The 13825-nt window shown below is 54.6% G+C and carries 26 protein-coding genes; 25 read left to right on the top strand and 1 reads right to left on the bottom strand.

Annotated elements, in window-relative coordinates:
* The 10 genes from AC07ED_RS13130 to rplP form a co-directional block, all read left to right on the top strand.
* The coding region (locus tag AC07ED_RS13130; protein WP_478242275.1) for an EF-Tu C-terminal domain-related protein at nucleotides 1-349 on the top strand (349 nt) is incomplete at its 5' end.
* Between the two features lie 264 nt (nucleotides 350-613).
* Nucleotides 614-925: a 30S ribosomal protein S10 gene (rpsJ, locus tag AC07ED_RS13125; RefSeq protein WP_067550514.1), complete on the top strand. Its 312-nt coding sequence runs from the start codon at nucleotides 614-616 to the stop codon at nucleotides 923-925.
* A 14-nt stretch (nucleotides 926-939) separates the two neighbouring features.
* A complete protein-coding gene (gene rplC, locus AC07ED_RS13120) occupies nucleotides 940-1665 on the top strand; it encodes a 50S ribosomal protein L3 (RefSeq protein ID WP_067550512.1) in 726 nt (241 codons plus the stop codon).
* Entirely contained in the window at nucleotides 1655-2272 is a 618-nt protein-coding gene (gene rplD / locus AC07ED_RS13115) for a 50S ribosomal protein L4 (RefSeq protein ID WP_067550510.1), read from the top strand. Before rplC ends, rplD begins: the two co-directional genes overlap by 11 nt.
* Nucleotides 2269-2565: a 50S ribosomal protein L23 gene (locus tag AC07ED_RS13110; RefSeq protein WP_067550507.1), complete on the top strand. Its 297-nt coding sequence runs from the start codon at nucleotides 2269-2271 to the stop codon at nucleotides 2563-2565. Before rplD ends, AC07ED_RS13110 begins: the two co-directional genes overlap by 4 nt.
* A gap of 123 nt (nucleotides 2566-2688) precedes the next feature.
* Nucleotides 2689-3528: a 50S ribosomal protein L2 gene (gene rplB, locus AC07ED_RS13105; RefSeq protein WP_067550506.1), complete on the top strand. Its 840-nt coding sequence runs from the start codon at nucleotides 2689-2691 to the stop codon at nucleotides 3526-3528.
* Between the two features lie 3 nt (nucleotides 3529-3531).
* On the top strand, nucleotides 3532-3810 hold the full coding sequence (gene rpsS / locus AC07ED_RS13100; protein ID WP_105234121.1) for a 30S ribosomal protein S19: 279 nt from the start codon (nucleotides 3532-3534) through the stop codon (nucleotides 3808-3810).
* 3 nt (nucleotides 3811-3813) lie between these two features.
* The gene (gene rplV / locus AC07ED_RS13095) at nucleotides 3814-4194 is read left to right on the top strand and encodes a 50S ribosomal protein L22 (protein WP_067550502.1); all 381 of its coding nucleotides are present in this window, start codon (nucleotides 3814-3816) and stop codon (nucleotides 4192-4194) included.
* Entirely contained in the window at nucleotides 4194-4904 is a 711-nt protein-coding gene (gene rpsC / locus AC07ED_RS13090; protein ID WP_105234122.1) for a 30S ribosomal protein S3, read from the top strand. The genes rplV and rpsC overlap by 1 nt, the downstream gene beginning before the upstream one ends.
* An 11-nt stretch (nucleotides 4905-4915) precedes the next feature.
* On the top strand, nucleotides 4916-5329 hold the full coding sequence (gene rplP / locus AC07ED_RS13085; RefSeq protein ID WP_067550498.1) for a 50S ribosomal protein L16: 414 nt from the start codon (nucleotides 4916-4918) through the stop codon (nucleotides 5327-5329).
* 70 nt (nucleotides 5330-5399) lie between these two features.
* Here the strand turns inward: rplP and AC07ED_RS13080 are convergent, their stop codons facing one another.
* Complete coding sequence (locus AC07ED_RS13080) at nucleotides 5400-6020, bottom strand: TIGR02466 family protein (RefSeq protein WP_105234123.1); 621 nt, start codon at nucleotides 6018-6020, stop codon at nucleotides 5400-5402.
* Between the two features lie 247 nt (nucleotides 6021-6267).
* On the opposite strand from AC07ED_RS13080, the gene rpmC reads away from it, so the two are divergent.
* From rpmC to AC07ED_RS13005, 15 genes are all read left to right on the top strand, one after another.
* On the top strand, nucleotides 6268-6465 hold the full coding sequence (gene rpmC / locus AC07ED_RS13075) for a 50S ribosomal protein L29 (RefSeq protein ID WP_067550496.1): 198 nt from the start codon (nucleotides 6268-6270) through the stop codon (nucleotides 6463-6465).
* 3 nt (nucleotides 6466-6468) lie between these two features.
* Nucleotides 6469-6699, top strand: coding sequence for a 30S ribosomal protein S17 (gene rpsQ / locus AC07ED_RS13070; RefSeq protein ID WP_067550494.1), 231 nt, complete (start codon nucleotides 6469-6471; stop codon nucleotides 6697-6699).
* A gap of 78 nt (nucleotides 6700-6777) precedes the next feature.
* On the top strand, nucleotides 6778-7146 hold the full coding sequence (gene rplN, locus AC07ED_RS13065; protein ID WP_067550492.1) for a 50S ribosomal protein L14: 369 nt from the start codon (nucleotides 6778-6780) through the stop codon (nucleotides 7144-7146).
* A complete protein-coding gene (gene rplX, locus AC07ED_RS13060) occupies nucleotides 7146-7451 on the top strand; it encodes a 50S ribosomal protein L24 (RefSeq protein WP_067550490.1) in 306 nt (101 codons plus the stop codon). Before rplN ends, rplX begins: the two co-directional genes overlap by 1 nt.
* Entirely contained in the window at nucleotides 7451-8014 is a 564-nt protein-coding gene (rplE, locus tag AC07ED_RS13055; protein ID WP_067550489.1) for a 50S ribosomal protein L5, read from the top strand. The genes rplX and rplE overlap by 1 nt, the downstream gene beginning before the upstream one ends.
* Before the next feature lie 16 nt (nucleotides 8015-8030).
* Entirely contained in the window at nucleotides 8031-8336 is a 306-nt protein-coding gene (gene rpsN / locus AC07ED_RS13050; RefSeq protein ID WP_105234124.1) for a 30S ribosomal protein S14, read from the top strand.
* A 13-nt stretch (nucleotides 8337-8349) separates the two neighbouring features.
* Nucleotides 8350-8742 carry a 30S ribosomal protein S8 gene (rpsH, locus tag AC07ED_RS13045; protein ID WP_105234125.1) on the top strand — a complete coding sequence of 131 codons (393 nt, stop codon included), beginning with the start codon at nucleotides 8350-8352 and terminating at the stop codon, nucleotides 8740-8742.
* 10 nt (nucleotides 8743-8752) lie between these two features.
* Nucleotides 8753-9286: a 50S ribosomal protein L6 gene (gene rplF / locus AC07ED_RS13040; RefSeq protein WP_105234126.1), complete on the top strand. Its 534-nt coding sequence runs from the start codon at nucleotides 8753-8755 to the stop codon at nucleotides 9284-9286.
* An 11-nt stretch (nucleotides 9287-9297) separates the two neighbouring features.
* On the top strand, nucleotides 9298-9657 hold the full coding sequence (gene rplR / locus AC07ED_RS13035) for a 50S ribosomal protein L18 (protein ID WP_067550481.1): 360 nt from the start codon (nucleotides 9298-9300) through the stop codon (nucleotides 9655-9657).
* 12 nt (nucleotides 9658-9669) lie between these two features.
* Nucleotides 9670-10230, top strand: a complete 561-nt coding sequence (gene rpsE, locus AC07ED_RS13030; RefSeq protein ID WP_067550479.1) for a 30S ribosomal protein S5 — start codon at nucleotides 9670-9672, stop codon at nucleotides 10228-10230.
* A gap of 12 nt (nucleotides 10231-10242) precedes the next feature.
* Nucleotides 10243-10431, top strand: coding sequence for a 50S ribosomal protein L30 (gene rpmD / locus AC07ED_RS13025; RefSeq protein WP_067550477.1), 189 nt, complete (start codon nucleotides 10243-10245; stop codon nucleotides 10429-10431).
* Nucleotides 10432-10659: 228 nt separating this feature from the next.
* On the top strand, nucleotides 10660-10881 hold the full coding sequence (locus AC07ED_RS13020) for a DUF1127 domain-containing protein (RefSeq protein WP_105234127.1): 222 nt from the start codon (nucleotides 10660-10662) through the stop codon (nucleotides 10879-10881).
* Nucleotides 10882-11071: 190 nt separating this feature from the next.
* Nucleotides 11072-11536: a 50S ribosomal protein L15 gene (gene rplO / locus AC07ED_RS13015; RefSeq protein ID WP_067550473.1), complete on the top strand. Its 465-nt coding sequence runs from the start codon at nucleotides 11072-11074 to the stop codon at nucleotides 11534-11536.
* A 105-nt stretch (nucleotides 11537-11641) separates the two neighbouring features.
* Nucleotides 11642-13003, top strand: coding sequence for a preprotein translocase subunit SecY (gene secY, locus AC07ED_RS13010; RefSeq protein ID WP_245918104.1), 1362 nt, complete (start codon nucleotides 11642-11644; stop codon nucleotides 13001-13003).
* Nucleotides 13000-13575 carry an adenylate kinase gene (locus AC07ED_RS13005; RefSeq protein ID WP_105234128.1) on the top strand — a complete coding sequence of 192 codons (576 nt, stop codon included), beginning with the start codon at nucleotides 13000-13002 and terminating at the stop codon, nucleotides 13573-13575. Before secY ends, AC07ED_RS13005 begins: the two co-directional genes overlap by 4 nt.
* The last annotated feature ends 250 nt before the right edge of the window (nucleotides 13576-13825 follow it).

The raw sequence follows: 13825 nt of genomic DNA, 5'->3' as shown, positions 1-13825 counted from the left end.
GCGTGGCGTTGACCGTGACGGCGTTGAGCGTGGTCAGATCCTGTGTAAGCCGGGTTCTGTTAACCCGCACACCAAGTTCGAAGCTGAGGTCTACATTCTGACCAAAGAAGAAGGCGGCCGTCACACACCGTTCTTCGCGAACTACCGTCCGCAGTTCTACTTCCGTACGACTGACGTCACCGGTACCTGCATCCTGCCGGAAGGCACCGAGATGGTTATGCCTGGCGACAACCTGAAACTGTCGGCAGAGCTGATCGCACCGATCGCGATGGAAGAAGGCCTCCGCTTCGCGATCCGCGAAGGCGGCCGTACCGTTGGTTCGGGCGTTGTTTCCAAAATCCTCGCTTAATTCGCGATAGATTTTAAAATCACGAAGGGCCGTCCTGAAAAGGGCGGCCCTTTATTTTTAGAAGGCTTCAGGGCTGTTCAGGTTGTCTGTGACAGATTCTTGAAGATTACCTGTTGATCTGTAGGTGGCCGGCGTGTATTGGGCGCGGGTTCACCTTCGGGTGAACGTCTAATGAGGGATTCGTATTCCTCTAGGTTCGACGTGGGGACGCAATGGTGCGCTCTACCACCTCTCAACCGGTTAGAGCCGCGAAAGGCAAATGATATGGCACAAAGCCAAAACATTCGCATTCGGCTGAAGGCATTCGACTACCGTGTACTCGACGCTTCCACTGCTGAGATCGTCAGCACTGCAAAGCGCACTGGTGCATCTGTACGTGGTCCGATCCCGCTGCCGAACAAGATCGAAAAATTCACCGTTCTGCGTGGTCCGCACGTCGACAAAAAGTCGCGCGACCAGTTCGAAATCCGCACCCACAAGCGTCTGCTTGATATCGTGGATCCGACCCCGCAAACCGTTGACGCACTGATGAAGCTCGACCTCGCCGCTGGCGTTGACGTCGAGATCAAAGTCTAAGGAGGGCATAGGATATGCGCTCTGGCGTTATTGCAAAAAAAATCGGCATGACCCGCCTGTTCATGGAAGATGGTAAACAGATCCCTGTAACCGTTCTTCACCTGGACAACCTGCAGGTCGTTGCTCAGCGTACAGCTGATAAAGACGGCTACACTGCTGTTCAACTCGGCGCTGGCACTGCCAAAGCTAAAAACACCTCGAAAGCTATGCGTGGTCACTTCGCTACTGCGAAAGTTGAACCTAAGCGCAAAGTTGCAGAATTCCGCGTTGCACCGGAAAACCTGCTTCCAGTTGGTGCTGAAATCATCGCTGATCACTACTTCGAAGGTCAATACGTTGACGTTTCGGGTACCTCGATCGGTAAAGGTTTCGCTGGTGCGATGAAGCGTCACAACTTCGGTGGTCTTCGTGCATCTCACGGCGTGTCCATCTCGCACCGTTCGCACGGTTCGACTGGTCAGTGTCAGGATCCGGGTCGCGTTTTCAAAGGTAAGAAAATGGCCGGTCACATGGGCGCTGCTCGTGTAACCACCCAGAACCTGCAAGTCATTCGCACCGATGCAGACCGTGGCCTGATCATGGTCAAAGGCGCTGTACCGGGTTCGAAAGGCGGCTGGGTCACCATTAAGGATGCGGTTAAGAAACCGACTCCGTCCAACCTGGTTCTGCCCGCTGCGCTGAAGTCGGACGCTGCTCCGGTCGAGGCTGCTGCTGAAGGAGGCGAAAACAATGAAGGCTGAAGCTATCAAACTTGATGGCGCCGCTGCAGGTTCCGTCGAACTTAACGACGCAATCTTCGGTCTGGAGCCGCGCGCCGACATCCTGCACCGCGTTGTCCGTTGGCAGCGTGCTAAGGCACAGCAGGGTACTCACGCGACTCTTGGTCGTTCGGAAGTGTCATACTCGACCAAGAAGATCTACCGCCAAAAAGGCACCGGTGGCGCACGTCACGGGTCCAAGAAGGCGCCAATCTTCCGTCACGGTGGCATCTACAAAGGTCCGACCCCGCGTTCGCACGCACACGACCTGACCAAGAAGTTCCGCAAGCTGGGCCTGCGTCACGCACTGTCCGCAAAGCTCAAAGCTGGCGAACTGATCGTGATCGAGTCCGCAGACCTGAACGAAGTCAAAACCTCGGCTCTGGCGAAACAGGTTGCAAACCTGGGCTGGAAACGCGCGCTCATCATTGATGCAGCCGTAAACGAGAACTTCGCGAAAGCTGCGCGCAACATCGAAACCGTTGATGTTCTGCCGTCCATCGGCGCGAACGTCTACGACATCCTCCGCAGTGACACTCTCGTGCTCACCAAGGCTGGTGTCGAAGCTCTGGAGGCACGTCTGAAATGAGCGCGAAACCTGAACATTACGATGTGATCCGCAAGCCGATCATCACCGAAAAAGCAACTATGGCATCCGAGCATGGCGCAGTTGTTTTCGAAGTGGCGAAAGACGCCAACAAACCGCAGATCAAAGAAGCTGTTGAAGCTCTCTTTGGTGTAAAGGTTAAAGCGGTCAACACTGTGATCACCAAAGGCAAGGTCAAACGTTTCCGCGGTACCGTTGGTACCCGCAACGACGTCAAAAAGGCTTACGTTACCCTCGAAGAAGGTAACACCATTGACGTTTCGACCGGTCTCTAATACTTGACCACATCGGTTCGGCCCCGGATTCGTCCGGGGCCGTGCCTTTTGTTTATTTCGGGGACCTTCGGGGCCCTAAACTACGGGGACTAACCTCCCTCAAAGCAACGGAAGACAGAGAACATGGCACTCAAGTCGTATAAACCGACGACGCCGGGCCAGCGTGGGCTGGTTCTGATCGACCGTTCGGAGCTTTGGAAAGGTCGCCCGGTTAAGGCTCTCACAGAGGGTCTGACCAGCAAGGGTGGCCGGAACAATACCGGACGGGTTACCGCACGTCGTCGTGGTGGTGGTGTAAAGCGCCTCTACCGTATCGTGGACTTCAAACGTAACAAGTTTGACGTTCAGGCAGTCGTAGTTCGTATCGAGTACGACCCGAACCGGACCGCATTCATCGCACTTATCCAGTACGAAGATGGTGAGCAGGCATACATCCTTGCTCCGCAGCGTCTGGCTATTGGCGATAAAGTCATCGCTTCCGCGAAGGCTGACATCAAACCGGGTAACGCTATGCCGTTCTCGGGCATGCCGATTGGTACAATCGTACACAACATCGAAATGAAGCCGGGCAAGGGCGGTCAGATCGCTCGTGCAGCTGGCACCTACGCTCAGTTCGTAGGTCGTGACGGTGGCTACGCACAGATCCGCCTCTCCTCGGGTGAGCTTCGTCTCGTTCGTCAGGAATGCATGGCGACCATTGGTGCTGTGTCGAACCCTGACAACTCGAACCAGAACTTCGGTAAAGCCGGTCGTATGCGCCTCAAAGGCATCCGTCCGTCGGTTCGCGGTGTTGCTATGAACCCGATCGACCACCCGCACGGTGGTGGTGAAGGTCGTACCTCCGGTGGTCGTCACCCGGTTACCCCGTGGGGCAAGCCGACCAAAGGTGCACGTACCCGCAACAAGAAAAAAGCGTCGTCGAAGCTTATCCTTCGTTCGCGCCACGCTAAGAAAGGGCGCTAAGATATGTCTCGCTCTGTATGGAAAGGTCCGTTCGTTGACGCTTATGTGCTTAAGAAAGCCGAAGCTGCACGCGAAGCTGGCCGCAACGAAGTGATCAAGATTTGGTCGCGCCGCTCGACGATCCTGCCCCAATTTGTGGGTCTGACGTTTGGCGTTTATAACGGCAAAAAGCACGTTCCTGTGCTGGTATCCGAGGACATGATCGGTCAGAAATTCGGTGAATATTCGCCGACCCGTACCTACTACGGGCACGCTGCCGACAAGAAAGCGAAGCGGAAGTAAGTCATGGGCAAGGCACAGAACCCCCGCCGCGTGGCAGACAACGAAGCAATGGCAAAACTGCGCATGCTTCGCACTAGCCCGCAGAAACTTAACCTCGTCGCCGCTATGATCCGTGGCAAGAAAGTCGAGAAGGCTCTGACCGACCTGACTTTCTCGAACAAGCGGATTGCTGTGGACGTGAAGAAATGCCTTCAGTCCGCAATTGCGAACGCCGAGAACAACCACAACCTCGACGTTGATGAACTGGTCGTAGCCGAGGCTTATGTTGGCAAAAACCTCACCATGAAGCGCGGTCGTCCGCGTGCACGTGGTCGTTTTGGCAAGATCATGAAGCCGTTTTCGGAACTCACCATCAAGGTGCGTCAGATTGAGGAGCAAGCCTAATGGGTAACAAAGTAAACCCCGTCGGTATGCGTCTTCAGGTCAACCGCACCTGGGACAGCCGTTGGTACGCCGACACCAAAGACTACGGTGACCTTCTTCTTGAAGACCTTAAAATTAAGGACTTCGTTAAGAAAGAAGCGAAACAAGCTGGTATCGCTCGCGTTATCATCGAACGCCCGCACAAAAAATGCCGCGTGACCATTCACGCTGCACGTCCGGGTGTTATCATCGGTAAAAAAGGCGCTGACATCGAAGTTCTTCGCAAAAAGCTCGCAGCTCTGACTGCAAGCGAACTGCACCTGAACATCGTTGAAGTACGCAAGCCTGAGCTGGACGCTGCCCTCGTTGCAGAGAGCATCGGTCAGCAGCTCGAGCGCCGTGTTTCGTTCCGTCGCGCTATGAAGCGTGCGGTTCAGAACGCAATGCGTATGGGCGCACTCGGCATTCGTGTGAACGTTGCTGGTCGTCTTGGTGGCGCTGAAATCGCTCGTACCGAATGGTACCGCGAAGGCCGCGTTCCGCTGCACACCCTGCGCGCTGACATCGATTATGCTCTGTTCGAAGCTACGACTCCGTACGGCATCATCGGTATCAAAGTGTGGATCTTCAAAGGCGAGATCATGGAACACGACCCGCAGGCTCGTGACCGTCGTCAAGCTGAAGCCCAAGATGGCCCCGCACCGCGCGGTGGCGATCGTGGCCGTCGCTAAGGAGCTAGATAATGCTACAGCCTAAGCGTACAAAATTCCGCAAAATGCACAAAGGCCGTATCCACGGTCAAGCAAAAGGCGGTTCGGATCTGAACTTCGGTACATACGGCCTCAAAGCTGTTGAGCCCGAGCGTGTAACTGCACGTCAGATCGAAGCAGCACGTCGTGCGATGACCCGTCACATGAAGCGTCAAGGTCGCGTATGGATCCGTATTTTCCCGGATCTGCCGGTAACCGCTAAGCCTATCGAAGTTCGTATGGGTAAAGGTAAAGGTTCCGTCGACCGTTGGACCTGCAAAGTGAAGCCGGGCCGCGTCATGTTCGAAATCGACGGTGTATCCGAAGATATCGCACGTGAAGCACTGCGTCTGGCAGCTATGAAGCTGCCGATCAAGACCCGCACTGTGGTTCGCGAAGACTGGTAATCCAGTCGACAAGAATTAAGAAAGGCGCCCTTTTGGGGCGCCTTTTTTGTTCTTGATCCGGTCGTGGGGATTATTCCCACTTGTAGTTAAAGCTCACCGATACACGGTCATATTCGGAGGTATTCGCGGGCACTTCGTGGCGGAGCCAGCTTTCCCAAAGGAACACATCGCCGATTTCTGGCTTCTGGTAGATGAAGGCCTGCAATTCACGGCGCGCATCTTTGCGACGGGGTGGGGCGGCCATCATCATGCAGTGGCGCGGGTCTTCGAGCTTGAGAGACGATGTATCATCGGGCATCGAAACATAGGTAGTGCCAGAGATGACCGAATGCGGGTGTAAGTGGGACCCGTGGTTACCGCCTTCAGGGAGTATGTTGATCCACAGGTCTTCGAGGACCAGTTCGCGACCATCCAGATTGAATTCAAGATCTTTGGCGAATTCAGCGACATGTTTGTCGAGCGCTTCCTTGACTGCGGCAAACACAGGCGACCGCCATGGCAGGTCAGTCAGGGATGCGTAGCTTGTGTAGCCAGGGTAGCCGTTTTCCTCGCACCATTGCTGGCCCGCCTCATCATCTTCCATGATGGCGTAGCAGTTGTCGTGCAGTTCTTCTTCGTCAATCTCGTGGCCGAACTCGGTTAGGCGGCCTTTGTAAAAGCGGGTTACGAAAAGGGATTCGATTTTGGCCATGTTGGGCTCCTGCAAAAAGTCTTGATCTGGCAGTTAGGCCCCGTTTAGCATCGACGGCACCGGCTGCCCAAGTTTTCTTGGGGAAATGCCCTATTCCTCTTGCCTCCCAATGACCAGCACCTTATACGGCGCTATCTCACGATTCCTGTCTACGGGATTCGTGTGTTTTATTATTCGTCCACCAGGAACAGGGTGACCCGCAAAATAATGCGAGCGGAGCCCTCTGGTGTTAAGAAAGGAAAAGGCTATGAACGCCACTGAACTTCGCGCCAAGACGCCGGAACAGCTCCGGGAAGATCTGGTCGCTCTGAAGAAAGAGCAGTTTAACCTGCGCTTCCAGCAGGCCACCGGCCAACTGGAAAACAACGCTCGTATGCGCACCGTCCGTCGTGACGCTGCTCGCGTGCTGACTATTCTGAACGAAAAAGCTGCTGCGGAGGCCTAAGACATGCCCAAACGTATCCTTCAGGGTGTTGTCACCTCGAACCAGAACGAACAGACCGTAACCGTATTGGTCGAACGTCGTTTCAAGCACCCGCTGCTTCACAAAACCGTCCGTAAGTCGAAAAAATATCGCGCTCACGACGAGAACAACCAATTCAACGTAGGTGACACCGTCCGTATCCAGGAATGTGCACCGAAGTCGAAGACCAAACGCTGGGAAGTCATCACCGCCTAATTGCGGTGATCCCAGTTTAATCGAAACCCTGGGGATCAGGACAACACTGCAAGTCCCCCCAAAGGTCGGGAGTAACCCATGATCCAGATGCAGACAAATCTGGATGTAGCTGACAACAGCGGCGCTCGCCGTGTTCAGTGCATCAAGGTTCTCGGCGGTTCGCACCGTCGTTATGCGTCGGTTGGTGACATCATCGTAGTATCGGTGAAAGAAGCCATCCCACGCGGCCGTGTAAAGAAAGGTGACGTCCGTAAGGCCGTTGTCGTTCGCACCGCCAAAGAGGTTCGTCGTGAAGACGGTACCGCAATTCGTTTTGACCGTAACGCAGCTGTTATCCTGAATAACAACGGCGAGCCGGTTGGCACCCGTATCTTCGGACCGGTTGTTCGCGAACTGCGCGCTAAGAACTTCATGAAAATCATCTCGCTTGCTCCGGAGGTGCTGTAATGGCTGCGAAACTCCGTAAAGGTGACAAAGTCATCGTTCTGGCTGGCAAAGATAAGGGTAAAACCGGTGAAATCACTTCGGTTAACCCGTCTGCTGGCAAGGCCGTTGTCGATGGCGTGAATATGGCCATCCGTCACACTCGCCAAACTCAGACTGCCCAGGGCGGCCGCCTTCCTAAGGCAATGCCGATCGATCTGTCGAACCTGGCTATCGTTGATGCAAATGGCAAAGCAACTCGCGTTGGCTTCCGCATGGAAGGCGACAAGAAAGTTCGCTTCGCTAAGACAACAGGAGACGTTATCTGATGCTTGACACTGCTAACTACTCCCCGCGTCTTAAGGACCTCTACAAAGCGACTATCAAAGCCGCTCTGAAAGAAGAGTTCGCATACAAAAACGATATGCAGATCCCGCGTCTGGACAAAATCGTTCTGAACATCGGTTGTGGTGCTGAAGCTGTTCGTGACAGCAAAAAAGCCAAATCCGCTGTTGAAGATCTGTCCACCATCGCAGGTCAGCAGGCTGTTTCCACGAAAGCAAAGAAATCCATCGCTGGTTTCCGCGTTCGTGAAGATATGCCGCTCGGCGCTAAAGTTACCCTCCGCGGTGACCGTATGTACGAATTCCTTGATCGTCTGATCACAATCGCAATGCCTCGTATCCGCGACTTCCGCGGCGTATCGGGCACTTCGTTTGACGGCCGTGGCAACTACGCTACCGGTCTGAAGGAACACATCGTATTCCCGGAAATCAACTTTGATAAAGTTGATGAAGTCTGGGGTATGGACATCGTCATCTGCACTACCGCGAAAACTGACGCGGAAGCGAAAGCGCTGTTGAAGCATTTCAACATGCCGTTCAACAGCTAAGCGCGGAGAGAGAACTATGGCTAAAAAATCCATGATCGAACGCGAAAAAAAGCGTGAGCATCTGGTAGCAAAATTTGCTGCTAAGCGCGCAGAGCTTAAAGAAATCGCGAACGATGAAACCAAGTCGATGGAAGAGCGCTTCAAGGCACGCCTAAAGCTCGCGGAACTCCCGCGCAACAGCTCTGCCACCCGTCTTCATAACCGTTGCCAGCTGACTGGTCGTCCGCATGCGTATTATCGCAAGCTGAAAGTCAGCCGTATCATGCTCCGTAATCTCGGCTCCAATGGCGAGATCCCGGGCTTGGTCAAGTCGAGCTGGTAAGGAGGGTTAGAACATGAACGATCCTATCGGTGATATGCTGACCCGTATCCGTAACGCTCAAATGCGCGGCAAGTCGACTGTTTCGACTCCGGCATCCAAGCTGCGCGGTTGGGTTCTCGATGTGTTGACTGCAGAAGGTTACATCCGCGGCTACGAAGCTGGCACGGATGACCGTGGTCACCCGACACTCGAAATCAGCCTGAAATACTACGAAGGCACTCCTGTCATTCGCGAACTGAAGCGGGTTTCTAAACCTGGTCGTCGCGTTTACATGGGCGTCAAGGACATCCCGTCGGTCCGTCAGGGCCTCGGTCTGTCGATTGTCTCCACCCCTAAGGGTGTGATGTCGGACGCAAACGCACGCGCAGCCAATGTTGGCGGCGAAGTGCTCTGCACCATCTTCTAAGGAGGGTCTGATGTCTCGTATTGGTAAAAAACCGGTCGAGCTGCCCAGCGGCGTTACTGCCACTGTGTCGGGTCAGACCATTGAAGTTAAGGGTCCGAAAGGCACCCGTTCCTTCTCTGCTACCGACGATGTGACCATCACTGTAGAAGAGAACGCTGTAAAAGTGACCCCGCGTGGCACTTCGAAGCGCGCTCGTCAGCAGTGGGGCATGTCCCGCTCGATGGTAGAAAACCTGATTGTCGGTGTGACCGAAGGCTTCAAAAAAGAGCTGGAAATCACCGGTGTTGGTTACCGTGCTAACATTCAGGGCAACACCCTGAAGCTGGCTCTCGGTTACTCGCACGACGTCGACTTCGATATCCCGGCTGGCGTAACTGTCACCGCACCGAAGCAGACCGAAATCGTTGTGGAAGGTATCGACCAACAGCTGGTGGGGCAGGTTGCTGCTAACATCCGCGAGTGGCGTAAACCAGAGCCGTACAAAGGCAAAGGTATTCGCTACAAGGGCGAGTACATCTTCCGCAAAGAAGGTAAGAAGAAGTAAGGAACGCAAAAATGGCAAACAGCAAACGGGAATTGTTCCTAAAGCGCCGCCTGCGCGTCCGGAACAAACTTCGCAAAGTGAACGCTGGCCGCGTACGTCTGTCGGTTCACCGTTCGAACAAGAACATCAGCGTCCAGCTGATCGACGACATCCAGGGCACCACCCTGGCTGCGGCTTCGACCCTCGAAAAGGATCTGGGCTTCGTCGGCAAGAACAACAAAGAGGCCGCAGCCAAAGTTGGTCAGGTTATCGCAGAGCGCGCGAAAGCAGCTGGCGTAACCGAAGCTTACTTCGACCGCGGTGGCTTCCTGTTCCACGGCAAAGTGAAGGCTCTGGCCGACGCTGCGCGTGAAGCTGGTCTGAAGATCTAAGGAGACGAGAGTATGGCAGAACGTGAAAACCGCCGGGACCGTCGCGAACGCGACGAAGCACCGGAATTCGCCGATCGTCTCGTGGCGATCAACCGCGTCTCGAAAACCGTTAAGGGTGGTAAGCGCTTTGGCTTCGCTGCTCTGGTGGTTGTCGGTGACCAAAAGGGCCGCGTAGGCTTCGGTAAAGGTAAAGCTAAGGAAGTTCCTGAAGCGATCCGTAAAGCTACCGAACAAGCTAAGCGTCAGATGATCCGTGTACCGCTGCGCGACGGTCGTACCCTGCACCACGATATCGAAGGCCGTCACGGCGCTGGTCGCGTAGTAATGCGCACCGCTCCTGAAGGTACTGGTATCATCGCGGGTGGTCCGATGCGTGCAGTTTTCGAAATGCTTGGCGTCAAAGACGTTGTTTCGAAATCGCTCGGTTCGCAGAACCCTTACAACATGATCCGCGCAACTCTGGACGGTCTGAAGAAAGAAGCTTCGCCTCGTTCCGTTGCAGCGCGTCGTGGCAAGAAAGTTGCTGACATCCTCCGCAAGCCGGAAGAAGCAGCAGCCGAAGCAGAAGCGTAAGGAGTCTGTATAATGGCTAAAACCATCGTTGTTAAACAGATCGGTTCTCCGATCCGTCGCCCAGCTAAACAGCGCGCTACGCTGATCGGTCTGGGTCTGAACAAGATGCATAAGACTCGCGAACTCGAAGATACACCTTCGGTACGCGGCATGGTCGAAAGCATCCCGCACCTCGTCGAGATCATCGAAGAGCGCGGCTAAGCTTCAGAGCAAAGCAATTATAAAACGCCCCGTAGGTTACTGCGGGGCGTTTTTGTTTGGGTAATTGAGCCAATGCTGCGGTGCGGCGTCATGCAGTAAATGCATGGCGGGCGTTCCGAACGGGAATTTGTTAGCGCGAACGGGTGCGCGTATATTCAGTTTCAGAAGAGGACAAGAACACATCCTCGCCGGGGCAACCGGCTCTGGCATTGAAAAAGGAATACGAAAATGGCTCACATCACTTTCCACGCACCCCGCGTCGCTCACATTGACCTTGGCGCAATCGTCCGTACCAAAGTTGCAGAAGTGAAAGAAGCGCTGGCCCGTCGCGCCGAATACCGCGCTGTTTACAACCAGCTGGCTGCAATGACCGATCGGGACCTCGCAGATATCGGTATCTCGCGCGGAATGATCGAAGACGTTGCACATCAGGCGGCTTACAAGAACTAAGCGTCTTTTAGAGTTTGAAGCTGAGCCTCGATGGAAACATCGGGGCTTTTGTTTTTTCAGCCAATGCTTGCAATACGGAACCTCGGGCCGTATACGCACGCGGTGGCCCGCTTTGGGTCCAGAATCATAACCATTATGCCGTGTTTGCCCACTCCGTCGCTGGAGGGCAGTTCCGGCAAGGAGAAGCGACATGAAACTTAATGAACTCCGCGATAACGCAGGCGCAACCAAGAAACGCATGCGCGTTGCACGTGGTCCGGGCTCGGGCAAAGGTAAAACTGCTGGCCGTGGTATCAAAGGTCAGAAATCCCGTTCGGGCGTAGCGATCAACGGCTACGAAGGCGGCCAGATGCCCCTTTACCAGCGTCTGCCTAAGCGCGGCTTCACCACGCCGAATGCAAAGAAATACGCAGTTGTTAACCTCGGCCTCATCCAGAAATTCATCGACGCTGGCAAACTCGACGCTGCCAACATCAACGAAGACACTCTGGTTGCGTCGGGCCTGATCCGTCGCAAACTGGACGGCATCCGCGTTCTTGCAAAAGGCGAGATCACCGCAAAAGCTACCATCTCCGTTACCGGCGCTTCGAAAGGCGCTGTTGAAGCGGTTGAAAAGGCTGGCGGCAAGCTGACTGTTGTTGCAGCAGCAGAATAAGGGTTGTGAGTGCCCTTACGGGCGCTTACTTACCTAACTAGTTTCCTTGCGCCGCCGTCCGGGAAAACCGGTCGGCGGCGTTTTCGATGAAAGAGACACCGACTTATGGCTTCAGCAGCAGAGCAAATGGCGGCAAACCTCAACTGGTCTACCTTCGGTAAGGCCAAAGAGCTTCGTCAGCGCATCTTCTTCACCATCGGACTTCTGATCGTGTATCGCCTCGGCACCTATATTCCCGTGCCTGGGATCGATATCGACGCGCTTCAGAACTTCTTTGCATCTCAGAACACTGGTATCGGCGGTATGCTGGCCATGTTCACGGGCGGCGCATTGAGCCGTATGGGTATCTTTGCCCTTGGCATCATGCCCTACATCTCTGCATCGATTATCGTGCAGTTGATGGGCTCCATGTATGAACCGTGGAAGCAATTGAAGAAAGAAGGCGATCAAGGTCGTCGGAAGCTCGCTCAGTATACCCGCTACGGCACCGTGGTTTTGGCGCTGTTCCAGGCCTACGGCCTCGCGGTTTCGCTAGAATCGGGCGATATGGCTCATGATCCGGGTCTGTTCTTCCGCGCATCGACGATGATCACGATCGTTGGCGGCACCATGTTCCTGATGTGGGTGGGTGAACAGATCACCAGCCGCGGCATCGGCAACGGTATCTCGCTGATCATTTTCGTCGGTATTGTCGCTGAACTTCCTGCCGCTGCGGCGCAATTCCTGTCGACCGCTCAGCAGACCAGCAACTGGATGCTTGTGATCGGCGTTATCGTTATGCTCGCTGCCGTACTTGCATTTGTGGTGTTCATGGAACGCTCGCTGCGCAAGATCCACATTCAATACCCTCGCCAACAGCGTGGTATGAAGGTGTATGACGGCGGTTCTTCGCACCTCCCGATCAAGGTTAACCCAGCTGGCGTTATTCCTGCGATCTTTGCGTCTGCACTCCTATTGCTGCCGACAACCATCGCGACCTTCACCGAACAGACCTCTAACGCTGTTCTGTCTTGGGTTCTCGCTTATTTCGGCCCCGGTCAGCCGCTCTATCTGCTGTTCTTCACAGCGATGATCGTCTTCTTCACCTACTTCTACACCAAGGAAGTCGCGTTCAAGACCGACGAAGTTGCTGAGAACCTCAAGAGCCAGAACGGCTTTGTTCCTGGCATCCGTCCAGGCAAACGTACTGCGGAATACTTCGACTACGTTGTGACCCGCGTTCTCGTGCTCGGTTCGGCTTACCTTGCGTTAGTTTGTCTCATGCCAGAGATTATCCGTAGCTTTTCCGGTTTCACTTTCTATTTTGGCGGCACTTCAGTGCTGATCATCGTGTCGGTTGGGATGGATACAATCCAGCAAGTGCAGTCTCATTTGCTCGCCCACCAATACGAAGGCCTCATTGAAAAATCGCAACTGCGTGGCAAACGTGGTGCCAATAAACGGAACAGGGGACCGGCTCGTCGATGAACATTATTCTGCTTGGACCGCCGGGTGCGGGTAAGGGAACACAGGCTCAAAAGCTTGTGGAGGAACGCAACATGGTGCAGCTGTCGACTGGCGACATGCTGCGCGAGGCACGCACAAGCGGCACTGAAATGGGTAAGAAGGTTGCAGCCGTCATGGACGCTGGCAATCTTGTCACCGATGAAATCGTCATCGGTCTTATCCGCGAAAAACTAGAGCAGGGCGCTGCTGGCGGATTCATCTTTGATGGCTTCCCGCGCACTCTTGCTCAGGCTGACGCACTGGACGGTCTGCTGTCTGAAATGGGTCAGAAGCTGGATGCGGTTATCGAACTGCAGGTAGATGATGAGGTTCTTGTGAGCCGCATCGTGGGTCGCGCTGAGGCTGCGGCTGCTGCAGGTCAACCAGTTCGTGCGGATGACAACGAAGACGCACTTCGCGTTCGTCTGGTTGCCTACTACAAACAGACCAGCCCGCTGATCGGCTACTACTATGCCAAAGGCGGTCTGAAGTCGGTCGATGGTCTGGCTAGCATGGACGATGTTGCGAAAAGCATCGCTGACATTTTGGGTTAATTTGACCCTTCTAAGCATTGGTGTAAGGCCTGCGACATGTTTCGCGGGCCTTTTGCCTTCAAGGGGTTGACCCGTTCGAAAAGCCCCCATAAACAGCCCCATCCCTTTTGGGGGAATCAACCATGTTTTTCGGGTCGCTCCCGATTCGCATGACCACCTCATGAACAGTGGCCCGCAAGGTTTCTCCTCTCGGGCTTCCGTTGTGAAAAAAGATTCCGGAACGACGGAATCGCAACGAAAAGGAAAGCTA

The organism is Aestuarium zhoushanense, assembly GCF_056431045.1.
The sequence above is the reverse complement of the archived record's forward strand: the minus strand, read 5'-3'. Positions and strand labels throughout refer to the sequence as shown.

What these genes read in the sequence shown, in the direction of transcription:
- rplR (WP_067550481.1), top strand. Translation starts at nt 9,298, where the DNA reads ATGGCAAACAGCAAACGGGAATTGTTCCTAAAGCGCCGCCTGCGCGTC.
- rplX (WP_067550490.1), top strand. Translation starts at nt 7,146, where the DNA reads ATGGCTGCGAAACTCCGTAAAGGTGACAAAGTCATCGTTCTGGCTGGC.
- rplE (WP_067550489.1), top strand. Translation starts at nt 7,451, where the DNA reads ATGCTTGACACTGCTAACTACTCCCCGCGTCTTAAGGACCTCTACAAA.
- rpmD (WP_067550477.1), top strand. Translation starts at nt 10,243, where the DNA reads ATGGCTAAAACCATCGTTGTTAAACAGATCGGTTCTCCGATCCGTCGC.
- rplD (WP_067550510.1), top strand. Translation starts at nt 1,655, where the DNA reads ATGAAGGCTGAAGCTATCAAACTTGATGGCGCCGCTGCAGGTTCCGTC.
- secY (WP_245918104.1), top strand. Translation starts at nt 11,642, where the DNA reads ATGGCTTCAGCAGCAGAGCAAATGGCGGCAAACCTCAACTGGTCTACC.
- rplV (WP_067550502.1), top strand. Translation starts at nt 3,814, where the DNA reads ATGGGCAAGGCACAGAACCCCCGCCGCGTGGCAGACAACGAAGCAATG.
- rpmC (WP_067550496.1), top strand. Translation starts at nt 6,268, where the DNA reads ATGAACGCCACTGAACTTCGCGCCAAGACGCCGGAACAGCTCCGGGAA.
- rplF (WP_105234126.1), top strand. Translation starts at nt 8,753, where the DNA reads ATGTCTCGTATTGGTAAAAAACCGGTCGAGCTGCCCAGCGGCGTTACT.
- rpsS (WP_105234121.1), top strand. Translation starts at nt 3,532, where the DNA reads ATGTCTCGCTCTGTATGGAAAGGTCCGTTCGTTGACGCTTATGTGCTT.
- AC07ED_RS13005 (WP_105234128.1), top strand. Translation starts at nt 13,000, where the DNA reads ATGAACATTATTCTGCTTGGACCGCCGGGTGCGGGTAAGGGAACACAG.
- rpsQ (WP_067550494.1), top strand. Translation starts at nt 6,469, where the DNA reads ATGCCCAAACGTATCCTTCAGGGTGTTGTCACCTCGAACCAGAACGAA.
- rpsE (WP_067550479.1), top strand. Translation starts at nt 9,670, where the DNA reads ATGGCAGAACGTGAAAACCGCCGGGACCGTCGCGAACGCGACGAAGCA.
- AC07ED_RS13080 (WP_105234123.1), bottom strand. Translation starts at nt 6,020, where the DNA reads ATGGCCAAAATCGAATCCCTTTTCGTAACCCGCTTTTACAAAGGCCGC.
- rplC (WP_067550512.1), top strand. Translation starts at nt 940, where the DNA reads ATGCGCTCTGGCGTTATTGCAAAAAAAATCGGCATGACCCGCCTGTTC.
- rplN (WP_067550492.1), top strand. Translation starts at nt 6,778, where the DNA reads ATGATCCAGATGCAGACAAATCTGGATGTAGCTGACAACAGCGGCGCT.
- rpsH (WP_105234125.1), top strand. Translation starts at nt 8,350, where the DNA reads ATGAACGATCCTATCGGTGATATGCTGACCCGTATCCGTAACGCTCAA.
- rplP (WP_067550498.1), top strand. Translation starts at nt 4,916, where the DNA reads ATGCTACAGCCTAAGCGTACAAAATTCCGCAAAATGCACAAAGGCCGT.
- rplB (WP_067550506.1), top strand. Translation starts at nt 2,689, where the DNA reads ATGGCACTCAAGTCGTATAAACCGACGACGCCGGGCCAGCGTGGGCTG.
- rpsC (WP_105234122.1), top strand. Translation starts at nt 4,194, where the DNA reads ATGGGTAACAAAGTAAACCCCGTCGGTATGCGTCTTCAGGTCAACCGC.
- AC07ED_RS13020 (WP_105234127.1), top strand. Translation starts at nt 10,660, where the DNA reads ATGGCTCACATCACTTTCCACGCACCCCGCGTCGCTCACATTGACCTT.
- rplO (WP_067550473.1), top strand. Translation starts at nt 11,072, where the DNA reads ATGAAACTTAATGAACTCCGCGATAACGCAGGCGCAACCAAGAAACGC.
- rpsJ (WP_067550514.1), top strand. Translation starts at nt 614, where the DNA reads ATGGCACAAAGCCAAAACATTCGCATTCGGCTGAAGGCATTCGACTAC.
- rpsN (WP_105234124.1), top strand. Translation starts at nt 8,031, where the DNA reads ATGGCTAAAAAATCCATGATCGAACGCGAAAAAAAGCGTGAGCATCTG.
- AC07ED_RS13110 (WP_067550507.1), top strand. Translation starts at nt 2,269, where the DNA reads ATGAGCGCGAAACCTGAACATTACGATGTGATCCGCAAGCCGATCATC.